Here is a 12,612-nt window from a genome sequence, read left to right on the forward strand (position 1 = left end):
CCTGGATCGGTTACGGTGCATCCAACCGCTCAGATCTGGGAGGACCGATGGGAACCGTCGTCGTGGGGTACGTCCCCAAGCCGGAGGGCGAGGCCGCGCTCCGCACCGCGATCGCCGAGGCGAAGCTGCGGTCCGCGAGCCTGGTGGTCGTGAACTCCCAGCGCGGCGGGTCCGAGTTCGACCAGGACGCCTCCACCCAGGCCGACCGCGAGATGGCGTCGGTCCGCAAGATCCTCGAGGGCACCGAGGTGCCCTACGAGATCCGCCAGCTGGTCCGCGGCTTCGAGCCCGCCGAGGACCTGATCAGCATCGCCGAGGCCAACGACGCCGAGCTCATCGTGATCGGCCTGCGCCGCCGTTCCCCGGTCGGCAAGCTCATCCTCGGCAGCAACGCGCAGCGCATCCTCCTCGACGCCCACTGCCCGGTCCTCGCCGTCAAGGCCGACTGACCCGACCGTGCACGTCGCGCTGCGTGCCGCCCTCGAGCCCGTCCTGGCGGACATCGCGGCGACCACGGACCTGCTCGTTCGTGTCGAGGACGGCGACTGGGGATCGATCCCCGAGCAGTTGACCGCGATGCTGTGGACCGGGCGATCCGGACGTGGCGTCTCCGTCCTGGTCACCGACTCGCTGGTCGAGCGGGTCGTCTCGGTCGCCGACCAGACGGAGGACTGGGTCCCGGAGGAGATCGGTGGCACGGCCACCAACTGGCCGGTGTGCCCCGAGCATCCCCGTTCCCACCCGATGGCGGCGCGGGCTGTGGACGGCGAGGCATGGTGGATCTGCCCGGTCTCCTCAACGACCGTCGCTCGGGTCGGATCGCTCGCATCAGGGTGACGTCGTACGGACGGAGCACCCGCTTGCTCCAGCCGTATGACGTCCGGGACGCCGCCGCCCGGCCTGCGGCAAGATGGACGCATGGCCACGATCCACATCACCGGCGACGAGCACGCCGACCAGGTGCTCTCCGACGACCCGTTCGCCCTGCTGGTCGGGATGATGCTCGACCAGCAGTACCCGATGGAGCACGCGTTCCGCGGACCGGCGAAGGTGCTGGACCGGTTCGGCACCCTCGACCCGGCGCGGATCGCGGCGGCGGATCCCGAGTCGTTCACGGCGCTCTGCTCGACGCCGCCGGCGATCCACCGGTTCCCGGGCTCGATGACCGCGCGGCTCCAGGAGCTCGCGCGGATCGTGGAGGACGAGTACGACGGGCACGCCGAGCGGATCTGGACCGAGGCCGTCGACGGTCGCGACCTGCTCAAGCGGATGCAGGCGCTGCCGGGGTTCGGCAAGCAGAAGGCGCAGATCTTCGTGGCCCTGCTGGCCAAGCAGCTCGACGTACGACCGGACGGGTGGGAGGCGGCCGTGGGTGCGTACGCCGAGGACGGCTACCGCTCGGTCGCGGACGTCGTCGACGGCGCGAGCCTGCAGAAGGTGCGCGACTACAAGAAGGAGAAGAAGGCCGCGGCCAAGGCCATGTCGTCGTCAGTGTCGGGGTGATTGCCGAAATCGTTGGGGGTGCGTGGCAGAATGATCCGCGCGGCTCTTGACGTCTCCGGGACGGGCCGCGCCCAAGATCTGTTTCGACGTCGTTGACGAGAGGTGTTCGTGTCCTCGAACGCGCGCAAGTTGCTCCCCGCCGAAGTGCTGACCCACCCGGCCGTCGTAGCCCTCATCGAGCGGGGGACGCCCAGCGGCTCGCTCACCCCGGAGGAGGTCCGACAGGCCAGTGAGGACGCGGCCGTCGAGCCCCGGCACCTCAAGGCGCTGCTCGGCCACCTGAGCTCGCTCGGCATCTCCGTGCACCTGCCGGTGGCGACCACGCGTGCGGTCGCGGCGACGTCGACGCGCAAGACGACGACCGCCAAGGCGACCAAGGCCGCGCCGGCCAAGAAGGCCGCCGCCGCGCCTGCCGCCAAGAAGGCGGCCCCGGCCAAGAAGGCCGCGGCGAAGAAGGCGGCGTCCAGCGACGGCGAGGCCGTCGTCGAGGTCGTCACCGCGCCGGTCGTCGGCCCCGACGGCAAGAAGATCCTCCCCGACGTCCCCGACGAGCAGTTCGAGAAGGACGTCGCGAGCGACCCGTCGATCAAGGAGGACGAGGAGGAGGCCACGGCCACCTCGTCGTTCGTGGTCTCCGCGGCCGACGAGACCGACGAGCCGGCGCAGCAGGTCATGGTCGCCGGCGCGACCGCCGACCCGGTCAAGGACTACCTCAAGCAGATCGGCAAGGTCCCGCTCCTCAACGCGGAGATGGAGGTCGAGCTCGCCAAGCGGATCGAGGCCGGCCTCTTCGCGGAGGAGAAGCTCGCCAAGGGCACCAAGATGTCCGGCAAGCTCGAGGAGGAGTTCGAGTGGATCGCCGAGGACGGCAAACGGGCGAAGAACCACCTGCTCGAGGCCAACCTCCGCCTCGTCGTCTCCCTGGCCAAGCGCTACACCGGCCGCGGCATGCTCTTCCTGGACCTGATCCAGGAGGGCAACCTCGGCCTGATCCGCGCGGTCGAGAAGTTCGACTACACCAAGGGCTACAAGTTCTCGACGTACGCCACCTGGTGGATCCGGCAGGCGATCACCCGCGCGATGGCCGACCAGGCCCGCACCATCCGCATCCCGGTGCACATGGTCGAGGTCATCAACAAGCTCGCCCGCGTGCAGCGCCAGATGCTCCAGGACCTGGGCCGCGAGCCCACCCCGGAGGAGCTCGCCAAGGAGCTCGACATGACCCCCGAGAAGGTCATCGAGGTCCAGAAGTACGGCCGCGAGCCGATCTCGCTGCACACCCCGCTCGGCGAGGACGGCGACTCCGAGTTCGGTGACCTGATCGAGGACTCCGAGGCCATCGTGCCCGCGGACGCCGTGAGCTTCACGCTGCTCCAGGAGCAGCTGCACGCCGTCCTCGACACGCTCTCCGAGCGCGAGGCGGGCGTCGTCAGCATGCGCTTCGGCCTGACCGACGGCCAGCCGAAGACCCTCGACGAGATCGGCAAGGTCTACGGCGTGACCCGCGAGCGGATCCGCCAGATCGAGTCGAAGACGATGTCGAAGCTCCGGCACCCGTCGCGCTCCCAGGTGCTGCGCGACTACCTCGACTGAGCCACCGAGACTCGGTACGACGATGACGGGCCGTGCTGCGCAGCTGCGCAGTGCGGCCCGTTTCGCGTCCCGGCTGTACGGCGAGCAGGGCCGGGCCGCCTACCACGCCTACGTGCGGCGGGTGCCCTTCAGCCGGCTCCGGTTCGCGCCGGGCCGCGACGACCCGTACCCGATCTACGAGCAGATCCGCGCCGAGGGGCCGTTCATCGTGACGCCGCTCGGCAACCTCGCGACGGTCGACCACGCGCTCTGCAAGGAGATCCTGCGCAGCCGACGGTTCGGCGTCGAGCCGGAGGACTCGACCGGTCCGGACGAGGACTTCGACCTGTCCTTCCTCAACCGCAACCCGCCCGACCACACCCGGCTCCGTCGGCTGGTGGCGCCCGCCTTCAGCCCGCGGCGGATGGCCGACTTCCGCGACGGCGTGGAGAGGACCGTGGCCGGGCTGCTCGACGACGCCGCAGGCTCGGGCGAGCTCGACCTCGTGCCGGCCCTCGCGTCGCCGCTGCCGATCGCGGTGATCACCGACCTCCTCGGCGTCCCGGACGCGGACGGCGAGGCCTTCACGCGGTACGGCGTCGCCCTCGGCGGCGCGCTCGCCGGGCTGCGCTCGCTGCGTCATGCCCAGGAGGTGATGACCGCGGGCCGCGACCTGGAGCTGATGTTCGCCGGGCTCTTCGACCTGCGTCGGCGCGAGCCCCACGACGACCTGATCAGCGCGCTGGTCGCGGCGGAGGGCGACCAGGTGCAGCCGCAGGAGATGGTCCCGCTCTGCATCCTGCTGCTGATCGCCGGCTTCGAGACGACGGTCAACCTGATCGGCAACGCCGTCAACGCGCTGCTCGACCACCCGGACCAGTGGGCGGCGCTGGTCGCCGACCCGGGACTCGCCGGCGCGGTCGTCCAGGAGACGCTGCGGTTCGACCCGCCCGTCCAGCGCACCGCGCGGATCTCCTTCGACGACACCGAGCTGGCCGGTCAGCGGGTCGAGAGCGGGCGGTTCGTCAACGTGCTGCTCGGCGGCGCCAACCGCGACCCGGCGGTCTTCTGTGACGCCGACGTCTTCGACATCACCCGCACCGACGGAGCCGACCACCTCGCGTTCTCGAGCGGCATCCACCACTGCGTGGGCCGCCCGCTCGCCGAGCTCGAGGCCACGGTGGCGCTGCGGATGCTGGCCGAACGGATGCCGGGGCTGCGCCGTGCGGGCGCCGTTCGCCGTCGCAACTCGACCCTGATCCGCGGGCCGCTGAGCCTGCCGGTGACCCGGGGGACCGCTTCAGTTTTCAATCGCTAGGATCACGGCACATGGAGGGTCGGGCGGTCCAGCTGCGCAGTGCTGCCCGCTTCACCACGAAGCTGTACGCCGGTCGAGCCCGCGCGATCGTCGACGCGCACGTGCGGCGCAACGAGTTCGCCCGCCTCAGCGCGGTCGGTGACGGTGACCCGTACCCGATCTACGACCGGATCCGCGCGGCCGGCCCGTTCGTGACCACGCCGACCGGCCACCTGGCGACGGCCGACCACGCGATCTGCAAGGAGGTCCTCCGGGACCGGCGCTTCGGCGTCGAGCCGGAGGGCGCGCCGCGGCCCGAGCCGGCCTTCGACCGGTCGCTGCTGACCCGGAACCCGCCCGACCACACGCGGCTGCGCCGGCTCGTCGCGCCCGCGCTCAGCGCGCGACGGCTCGCCGACTTCACCGTCATGCTCGAGGAGACCGTCGGCCGGCTGCTCGACGACGCCGGGCGGACCGGGTCGTTCGACGTGATGCCGGCGCTCGCGGAGCCGCTGCCGGTCGCCGTGATCAACCGGCTGCTGGGCATCCCGGACGAGGACGGCGCCGTCCTCGCGGCGTACGGCGAGACGCTGGGTGGCGCGGCCGCCGGCTTCCGCTCGCCGCGGCACGCCCGCGACGTGATGGTGGCCGCCCGGGCGATGGTGCGGCTCTTCGAGGAGGTCATCGAACGGCGTCGCGCCGACCCCGGTGACGACCTGATCAGCTCGCTCCTCGCGGCGGAGGGGGAGGGCGACACGGAGCTGCGCGCCGTCGAGCTGGTGCCGATGTGCCGGATGCTGCTGATCGCCGGATTCGAGACGACCGTCAACCTGCTCGGCAACGCCGTCAACGCCTTGCTCGACCACCCGGACCAGTGGGCCGCGCTGGTGGCGAACCCCGCGCTCGCCGGCGCCGTCGTCCAGGAGTCGCTGCGCTTCGACTCGCCGGTGCAGCGCACCGGCCGAATCTCCTTCGACGACACCGAGATCGCCGGGCAGCCGATCCGCCGCGGCCAGTGGGTCAACGTGCTGATCGGTGGCGCCAACCGCGACCCGCAGGTCTTCGACGAGCCCAACACGTTCGACCTCGCCCGCACCGACCTCTTCGACCACCTGGCGTTCTCGAGCGGCATCCACCGCTGCGTCGGCCGGCCGATCGCCGAGCTCGAGGGCTCGGTCGCGCTGCGGATGCTCGCCGAGCGGATGCCCGGCCTGCACCGCGCCGGGCCGGCGCGGATGCGTGCCATGCCCCTGGTCCGCGGCCCGTTGAGCGTGCCGGTCGCGGTCGGTTGATTGCAACCTTCGGGGCCGTCGGGGAGTCTGAAGGGCATGAAGCTCGGGACTGCAGCCCTCGCACTCCTCACCGCCACCGTCGGCGCGACCCTCGTCGCGGCGCCGGCGTACGCCGACCAGGCGCGCTACCCCGACCCCGCCGACGCGTCGGCCTCGTTGACCGACATGCGCGCCGTCGCGGTCGCCCACGGGCCCAACCGGCTGGTGGTGAAGGTCCGCTTCACCGACCTGCGCGCGCGGTCGACCGGCGGCCCGTCGGGGCTGGCCATCGGCATCGACACCGACGCCGCCCTGAAGGGACCCGAGTTCCGGCTCACCAGCGGGCTCCAGTCGGGCACCGACTACCAGCTCGTCGCCGTGAGCAACGGCGACGTCGTGGGCGAGCCGCTGACGTGCCCCCACAAGGTGGCTCTCGACTTCGCTGGCGACCGGCTCACCTTCGCGGCCGCGCGCAGCTGCCTGGGCTCGCCCGACAGCGTGCGGGTCGCCCTGCTGATGCGCGACGAGTTCGACTCCTCGCACCCGGTCACCGACTGGCTCGGCGCGCCGCGGTCCTACACCGACTGGATCGTCAGCGACTGAGGTCGTCGAGCGCCCGCAGCGCGGCGCGGTGCCCACACATGCCGTGCACGCCCGGGCCCGGTGGTGTTGACGCCGAGCAGAGGTAGGCGCCAGGGACGGCGGTGGCGTACGGGTCCGTGAGCCGCGGCCGGGCGACCAGCTGGCGCACCGTCGTGGCACCGGCGGCGATGTCGCCGCCGACGTAGTTCGCGTTGTACGCCGCGAAGCCGGCGGGGTCGGTCACGTGGGTGGCGACGATCCGCTCGCGGACGCCGGGGGCGAACCGCTCGAGCTGCGCCAGCACCGCGTCCGTCGCGTCGCCGGCGTACCCGTGCGGCACGTGCGCGTAGGCCCAGACCGGGTGCACGTCGCCGGCCGAGCGGGTCGGGTCGGCGAGGTACTGCTGGCCCACCAGCACGTAGGGCCGCTCCGGCATCCGGCCCCGGGCGACCTCGGCCTCGGCGCGCGCGATCTCCGCGAAGGTCCCGCCGAGGTGGACGGTCCCGGCCCTCCGGGCGGCCTCGGCGGTCCACGGCACGCCGCCCTCGACGGCCAGGTCGAGCTTGTACGCCGAGCACCCGTACCGCCACCGGGGCGGCTCGAGCCCCGCGATCTCGGCGAAGGCGGTCGGGGTCGTGTCGAACAACCGCACCCGGCTCGGCGGCAGCTCGGCCATCGCCGTGACCTCGACGCCGGTCTCGATCGTCCCGCCGAGCGAGCGCAGCAGGCTCGCGAGGGCGTCGGTGATCGCGCGGGAGCCGCCCTCGGCGACCGGCCAGCCGTGCCGGTGCCCGGCGACGATCAGCATCGCCCCGACCGCGGAGGTGAGCGGACGGTCGAGCGGGCGGCTGACGTGCGCGGCGCAGCCGCCGAAGAGGGCGCGGGCGGGCTCGGTACGGAAGCGGCGGGCGAGAACGGCGGCAGGCAGTCCGGCCCGCAGCCCGAACCGCGCCAGCATCACCGGGTGCGACGGCACGTGCACGATCGGGCCGAGCGCCTCGTCGGCGAGCGCGTCGTACCTTTCGACGAGCGGGCCGAAGACACCGCGCCACCGGTCGGCGTCGGCACCGAGGCCGGCGGCGGTCTCCTCGACCGAGCCGCGGAGCACCCCCGCCGTACCGTCGTCGAGCGGGTGGGCGACGTCGACCTCCGGCCAGCGCCAGACCAGGCCGTGCTCGGTCAGCGGCAGCGAGGAGAGGAACGGCGAGCCGACGCCGAAGGGGTGGATCGCCGAGCAGACGTCGTGGAGCACGCCCGGGACCGTGAGCTCCTCGGTGCGGGTGCCGCCGCCGATCGTGTCGCGCGCCTCGAGCACCGTGACCGAGAGCCCGCGCTGGGCGAGCGTGACGGCGGCCGCGAGCCCGTTGGGGCCCGAGCCGACGACGACGGCATCGGGCGCGCTCATGCCCCCGACTCTGCCCTACGCCTGGTGGAGGTGACGTGCACGGGCAGGTCCGTGTCGCACGGCTGCCGTTCGCACATGTCGGCGACCAGGACGTAGCCGCGCTCGAGCTCACCGGTAGCCGCGTCGACGAGGCGGTACTCCTGGCGCTGCCGCTGGATCGGCTGCGCCTCCAGCAGGATGACCCGCACGTCGCCGTCCTCGAAGTGGCAGCGCTCCTGCAGGGCGCCGATCAACCGCTCGTCGTGGAGGTGGCCGTCGCCGAAGTTCCAGCCGAGCACGGTCCCGGCGACGAGCTCGCCCTCGATCGCCAGGTAGTCGGTGTCGTGCCCGGGGCCGCAGGCGCGGGGGATGAGTGAGAAGAGCGCCCGGCCGTGGCTGTGCATCGCGCGGAAGGCGTAGCCGATGTAGAGCGGGATCTCCGCCTCCTCCTTGCCGTAGATCTTCTCGAGCTGCTGGTGGGGGAGCAGCGACGCCTTGGTGGTGCCGGCATCGAGCTTGGCGAGTCCCGCCTCGGTGAAGCACCAGTACGACGTGTCCCAGTTGCCCGCGTAGTAGCGCATGCCGGGCAGGAACGAGACCCGACGCGGCGCGACGTTGCCGAGCACCACGGTCGCCACCACGACGGCCAGCAGGGCCACGAGCGGCCACGGGTGCGTCACGTCGCCGAGGCCGTACGCCGCGTCGTGGACGAAGAGCGTGAGGATCCCGTAGATCATGAAGACGTTCCACTCCAGCGGCACGCCCATCGGGATGCTGGTCAGGATCTGGAGGTGGAAGCAGATCATCACCACCGCAGCCGCGGTCGTCACCCAGCCGCCGTGGGAGAGGAACAGCACGAGCGGGACGGCGTACTCCACGGCGGTGCCGACGTGGGCCAGCGTGGAGGCGAGCCCGGACGGCCGCAGGTCGTCGGGGAAGTCGCGGTGGAAGCGGCGCTTGATCGTCCGCGAGCGCAGCACCGGGCTGTTGCTCATCATCGCCTGCACGACGTACGGGAAGTGCCGGTTGAGCTTGGACGTCGCCGCGCCCCACCAGATGGCGAGCATGACCAGCTGGGCGGCGACGACCAGGTCGGCGCCGGTGAGCAGGAACGTCACCGTGAGCGTGCCGTACACCTCCGCCCGGGCCGCGAGGAAGATCGTCTTGTCCCGCAGCCCGATCAGCGCCAGCGCGACCAGGACGGCCACGACCCGCTCGCGCCCGAGCACCGGGTCGGGGGACAGCAGCGCCCACAGGGTCGCGAGCAGCAGCGCGGCGTACAACGCGACGTCGACGGCGGTACGCCGGGTGCCGCGCGTCAGGGGCACCCGACCCGGCCACGGGGGCAGCCGGATGGTGCCGGGCCGCAGCCAGTAGAGGAACGAGCCGAGCGGTGGCACCATCCGCAGGTTGAGCGGGCCGAAGCCGCACCCGAGGCCGAGCACCTCGAAGAGCAGCGTCCAGAGCACGACCTTCTGGAAGGCGCCGGTCGCGGTGAGCTCGTCGATGCCGGGCGTGAGGAGCGCGAAGGCGGCGCCGCCGGCGACGTACAGGCCGATCTTGACGACGTAGAGGACGAACACGACGTCGGGCGTGCCGAACCCGACCTCCGCCACGTGCCGGGCCATCGGCCGCATCCGCTCCGCGCGGGTGCCCGCACGCCAGGCCGCGTCGACCTCGGGGAGGTTCGGTTGCAGGAATCCCATGCCGGGACGGTAGGTGTGGCGGCCGTCACCCGGCATCCGGCCGGCAGCACGACGTTGCGGATCGCCGTTGTGCCGTCAGCACAAGACCCGGCGGCCGAGCAGGTGGCACGCGAGCAGCGCGACCTCGACGTCCAGCCGGCCCTCGTCGAGCGGCCGGCCGCGCGCCTCCTCGGCCCGACGCAGCCGGTAGAGCACCGTGTTGCGGTGCAGCGACAGCTCGGCCGCCGCGGCCGTGTGGCTGCCCTGGTGCGCGAGCAGCACCCGCACGGTCTCGCGGAGCCGGGCGTGCGGCTCGTCGTCGATGGCGAGGTCGCCGAGGACGCCCTGGACCCACGCGGCCAGGTCGGCGAGGTCGGTGCGGAGCAGCGCGACCAGACCGGCGTCGGCGTACGTCGTCACGGCGGTCCGGGCGACCTCGTCGGCGGCCAGGGCCACGGCGCGCGCGGCGAGCGCCTGCCGGTGCGTGCTGCGGAAGCCGGCCAGGCCCGCGCCCGGGTTGCCGACCGCGAGCCGGACGCCGGCGGCGGACATCGTGACGGAGCGCGGGTCGGCGCCCCCGCGGGGCAGCGGCAGCCAGGCCCAGACCCCGCCCGCGTCCGACGGGACGACCAGCGGCTCGCGCAGGCAGCCGAGGTCGGTCGCGACCCGGCGTACGTCCCGCTCGAGGAGGTCGGTGTCGCCCCATCCGACCAGGCCCAGGTGGGTGCGCCCGAGCTCGTAGCCGAGCATCCGCTCGGCCTGGCCGACCTCGAGCGCGTCGCCCGCGAGCACCGTCGCGACCTCGGCCGACCGCGCCGCTGCCCGGCTCTGCAGCCAACGCCGTCGCTCGGCCGCGTGTGCCTGGACGACCTGCTCCGAGAGACCGTCGATGTAGGCGAACGTCGCGGCCGAGAACTCCACCGTCGCCGCCACGATCGCCGCCGGGTCGTCGGTGTCACGGGCGAACGCCTCGATCATCAGCTGCTGGCACTCGGCCTGCCCGAGCCGGTAGGCGCGCAGCAGGGCGCTGACCGGGACGCCGGCCTGGGCGAGCCCGCGCGCGTAGGCGAGCGCCGTCTCGGGTGGTTCGGCGCGCCGCTCGCCGGAGGAGAAGCGGGTCATGGCGACCCGGATGTTGTCGGCGACGCTGGTCCTCAGCAGGTCCACGAGCGCCGGGTCGCCGTCCAGCTCGGGGATCTCGTGCAGCATCCGCGCGACCAGGTGGTCGGCGAGTCCCTCCATCTCGCCGGCCAGGGCCGCGGCGGTACGCGAGACGAGGTCGTCCACGGCCGGGGGCACCCGCGGACAGTAGCCCCAGTCAGCCTGCGGCCACCAGCACCACGGAGCCGACGCACAGTGCGAGCCCGAGGGCCTGGGCGCGGTGGACGTGCTCGCGCAGGAAGAGCACGGCGAGCAGGACCGTGAAGCCGGGGTAGAGCGAGGTGATGACGGCCGCCACCGTGAGGTAGCCGTGGTGGGTGGCGACCAGGAAGAGCCAGGTCGCGAGGGTGCCGAGGAGTCCGCTGATGACCCCGCCGAGGGCGTTCGGGTCGCGGGGCACCCAGGGTTGGCGGACAGCGACCGCCACGGCGACGATGGCGACGCCGGCGACGAGCTGGTTGAGCGCGAGCGGCAGCAGGCCGGCGTCCTCCGGGATCTGGGCGAGGGCGGCGAAGAGCGTGCCGAAGCCGAGCCCGGCGAGGATGCCGTCGGACAGGCCCGGGCCGACCAGCGAGCCGCCCTCCGGCTCCCGGGAGACGAACCAGATGGCCGGGAAGGCGAGCGCGACGCCCAGGAGCACCACCGCGCTCGGCCGCTCGCCGGTCGCGAGGCCGACGGCGACCGGGACCACGACGGCGCCGACGCCCGACACGGGGGAGACGACACCCATCCGCCCCGCCGCGAGGCCGCGGTAGAGGAATGCCGTACCGAAGCCGTTGCCGACGCCCGCGAGCAGGGCCCAGGCGAGGTCGGTCGAGGTCGGCTCGCCGCTCACGAGCAGGCCGGCCGCGAGGACGACCAGGCCGCCGCCGAGCTGGGCCATCAGGGCGACCGACCAGGCGCTCGCCCGCTTGGAGAAGACGCCGCCGGAGAAGTCGGCGAGGCCGTACGACGCAGCCGCGAAGAGCGACAGCAGGATGCTCATGTGGCGACCACGCCACCGATCCAGACCAGCGTGGCGGCCAGGGCAGCGAGCAGCTCGACCAGGATGCTGAGGCCGACGGCCTTGAGGGAGTGGACGGTCGAGGGCCAGGCCTCCGCGCTGCCGACCCGGACCAGCTCGGCCAGGTAGACGCCGAGCACGAAGCCGAGGAAGAGCCCGACCACCGGCACCACGAAGAAGCCGACCACGCCCAGGGCGACGCCCACCCACTGGGTGGAGGCCGGGATCCCGGCGACCTGGAGCCGGCGACCGGGGACGACGTACTTGACGACGGCACCGACGACGACGAGCGCGGTGGCGACGACGAAGACCGTCCAGGCGGTCGCGCCGCCCTCCGCCCAGGCCCAGACCAGGACGCCCGCGACGACGAGCATCGACCCCGGCAGGATCGGAACCAGGATGCCGACCAGGCCCACCGCCACGAGGAGGGCGGCGATCAGGGTGGTCGCGGTCACGGCAGCACCCTACAAATGCGTCGCGGCACAAATGCGTCGCGGCCCCGGACACAGGGTCCGGGGCCGCGAAAGACGGTGGAAGTCGGTCAGCGCTCGTCGTCGGTGGCGCTGGAAGGAGTGGTGGACAGCTTGTGCGTCTCGTCGACGACGTTGGCGGCGATCTCCTTGAGCTTGTCTCCGTGCTCACGAGCGTGGTGGGCGCAGAAGAGCAGCTCACCACCCGACTGGAGCTCCACACGGAGGTAGGCCTGGGCGCCGCAGCGGTCGCAACGGTCCACCGCGCTCAGCGCGGCGGTGTTGGGGGCAAGTGCAGTAGTCACATCGGCCTCATTTCTCGTCCTGCCTCGGTGTCTTGCTCAACGTAGCGACCGGGTCCAAGATTCCCGACCTGGTCTGGTTGCCACGTGTCGCCTGACACGTCATCCAATCATGCTGTGTCTTCCCTCATCGGCAGAATTCCATGCCTCGAAAGGCTGTCGACGAGGAGATTTCGCTGTGTGAGTGTGACGTTCGGAGCCGGCCTCGCGTTGCGGATCCGACCTCCCGAGTGCCGATCGTGTCCACATCGTGACGTCGACACCAGGTGGTGCCGGGTGCTGCGGGGTGTGACGGTGCTGCTCGGGGAAGTGCTGACCACGCTAGACCCGCTCCCCGCAGGCGTGCCTTCATCGTTGCCCGGCGTGTCGCAGGTAGATTCGG

13 protein-coding genes are annotated in these 12,612 nt (G+C 72.5%); 7 read left to right on the forward strand and 6 right to left on the reverse strand.

What is annotated here, in order from left to right:
- The first annotated feature begins 47 nt into the window (after positions 1 to 47).
- From ACFPYL_RS11535 to ACFPYL_RS11565, 7 genes are all read left to right on the forward strand, one after another.
- On the forward strand, positions 48 to 449 hold the full coding sequence (locus ACFPYL_RS11535; RefSeq protein WP_379154003.1) for a universal stress protein: 402 nt from the start codon (positions 48 to 50) through the stop codon (positions 447 to 449).
- Between the two features lie 7 nt (positions 450 to 456).
- Positions 457 to 837 carry a hypothetical protein gene (locus tag ACFPYL_RS11540; RefSeq protein ID WP_379154005.1) on the forward strand — a complete coding sequence of 127 codons (381 nt, stop codon included), beginning with the start codon at positions 457 to 459 and terminating at the stop codon, positions 835 to 837.
- Between the two features lie 81 nt (positions 838 to 918).
- Positions 919 to 1,503 (forward strand): HhH-GPD-type base excision DNA repair protein, encoded by a 585-nt coding sequence (locus ACFPYL_RS11545; RefSeq protein ID WP_379154006.1) that lies wholly within the window; start codon positions 919 to 921, stop codon positions 1,501 to 1,503.
- A gap of 102 nt (positions 1,504 to 1,605) precedes the next feature.
- The gene (locus ACFPYL_RS11550) at positions 1,606 to 3,096 is read left to right on the forward strand and encodes an RNA polymerase sigma factor (RefSeq protein WP_379154008.1); all 1,491 of its coding nucleotides are present in this window, start codon (positions 1,606 to 1,608) and stop codon (positions 3,094 to 3,096) included.
- A 22-nt stretch (positions 3,097 to 3,118) separates the two neighbouring features.
- On the forward strand, positions 3,119 to 4,393 hold the full coding sequence (locus ACFPYL_RS11555) for a cytochrome P450 (protein WP_379154010.1): 1,275 nt from the start codon (positions 3,119 to 3,121) through the stop codon (positions 4,391 to 4,393).
- Between the two features lie 11 nt (positions 4,394 to 4,404).
- Entirely contained in the window at positions 4,405 to 5,664 is a 1,260-nt protein-coding gene (locus ACFPYL_RS11560) for a cytochrome P450 (RefSeq protein WP_379154012.1), read from the forward strand.
- Between the two features lie 36 nt (positions 5,665 to 5,700).
- Positions 5,701 to 6,246, forward strand: coding sequence for a hypothetical protein (locus ACFPYL_RS11565; RefSeq protein WP_379154014.1), 546 nt, complete (start codon positions 5,701 to 5,703; stop codon positions 6,244 to 6,246).
- Here ACFPYL_RS11565 and ACFPYL_RS11570 read toward each other — a convergent pair.
- From ACFPYL_RS11570 to ACFPYL_RS11595, 6 genes are all read right to left on the reverse strand, one after another.
- Entirely contained in the window at positions 6,236 to 7,630 is a 1,395-nt protein-coding gene (locus ACFPYL_RS11570) for a phytoene desaturase family protein (protein ID WP_379154016.1), read from the reverse strand. The two genes, ACFPYL_RS11565 and ACFPYL_RS11570, sit on opposite strands and share 11 nt — an antisense overlap.
- Positions 7,627 to 9,315 carry a DUF3556 domain-containing protein gene (locus ACFPYL_RS11575; RefSeq protein ID WP_379154018.1) on the reverse strand — a complete coding sequence of 563 codons (1,689 nt, stop codon included), beginning with the start codon at positions 9,313 to 9,315 and terminating at the stop codon, positions 7,627 to 7,629. The genes ACFPYL_RS11570 and ACFPYL_RS11575 overlap by 4 nt, the downstream gene beginning before the upstream one ends.
- A 75-nt stretch (positions 9,316 to 9,390) precedes the next feature.
- Entirely contained in the window at positions 9,391 to 10,593 is a 1,203-nt protein-coding gene (locus tag ACFPYL_RS11580; protein ID WP_379154020.1) for a PucR family transcriptional regulator, read from the reverse strand.
- Positions 10,594 to 10,612: 19 nt separating this feature from the next.
- Entirely contained in the window at positions 10,613 to 11,440 is an 828-nt protein-coding gene (locus ACFPYL_RS11585; protein WP_379154022.1) for an EamA family transporter, read from the reverse strand.
- Positions 11,437 to 11,913 (reverse strand): DUF456 domain-containing protein, encoded by a 477-nt coding sequence (locus tag ACFPYL_RS11590; RefSeq protein ID WP_379154024.1) that lies wholly within the window; start codon positions 11,911 to 11,913, stop codon positions 11,437 to 11,439. The genes ACFPYL_RS11585 and ACFPYL_RS11590 overlap by 4 nt, the downstream gene beginning before the upstream one ends.
- An 86-nt stretch (positions 11,914 to 11,999) precedes the next feature.
- Positions 12,000 to 12,233 (reverse strand): DUF7455 domain-containing protein, encoded by a 234-nt coding sequence (locus ACFPYL_RS11595; protein ID WP_379154026.1) that lies wholly within the window; start codon positions 12,231 to 12,233, stop codon positions 12,000 to 12,002.
- Between the last annotated feature and the right edge of the window lie 379 nt (positions 12,234 to 12,612).

Origin of the sequence: Nocardioides hankookensis (assembly GCF_042658885.1) — a bacterium.
GTDB classification, from domain to species: Bacteria; Actinomycetota; Actinomycetes; order Propionibacteriales; family Nocardioidaceae; genus Nocardioides; species Nocardioides hankookensis.

What these genes read in the sequence shown, in the direction of transcription:
- ACFPYL_RS11535 (WP_379154003.1), top strand. Translation starts at nt 48, where the DNA reads ATGGGAACCGTCGTCGTGGGGTACGTCCCCAAGCCGGAGGGCGAGGCC.
- ACFPYL_RS11545 (WP_379154006.1), top strand. Translation starts at nt 919, where the DNA reads ATGGCCACGATCCACATCACCGGCGACGAGCACGCCGACCAGGTGCTC.
- ACFPYL_RS11555 (WP_379154010.1), top strand. Translation starts at nt 3,119, where the DNA reads ATGACGGGCCGTGCTGCGCAGCTGCGCAGTGCGGCCCGTTTCGCGTCC.
- ACFPYL_RS11560 (WP_379154012.1), top strand. Translation starts at nt 4,405, where the DNA reads ATGGAGGGTCGGGCGGTCCAGCTGCGCAGTGCTGCCCGCTTCACCACG.
- ACFPYL_RS11565 (WP_379154014.1), top strand. Translation starts at nt 5,701, where the DNA reads ATGAAGCTCGGGACTGCAGCCCTCGCACTCCTCACCGCCACCGTCGGC.
- ACFPYL_RS11570 (WP_379154016.1), bottom strand. Translation starts at nt 7,630, where the DNA reads ATGAGCGCGCCCGATGCCGTCGTCGTCGGCTCGGGCCCCAACGGGCTC.
- ACFPYL_RS11575 (WP_379154018.1), bottom strand. Translation starts at nt 9,315, where the DNA reads ATGGGATTCCTGCAACCGAACCTCCCCGAGGTCGACGCGGCCTGGCGT.
- ACFPYL_RS11585 (WP_379154022.1), bottom strand. Translation starts at nt 11,440, where the DNA reads ATGAGCATCCTGCTGTCGCTCTTCGCGGCTGCGTCGTACGGCCTCGCC.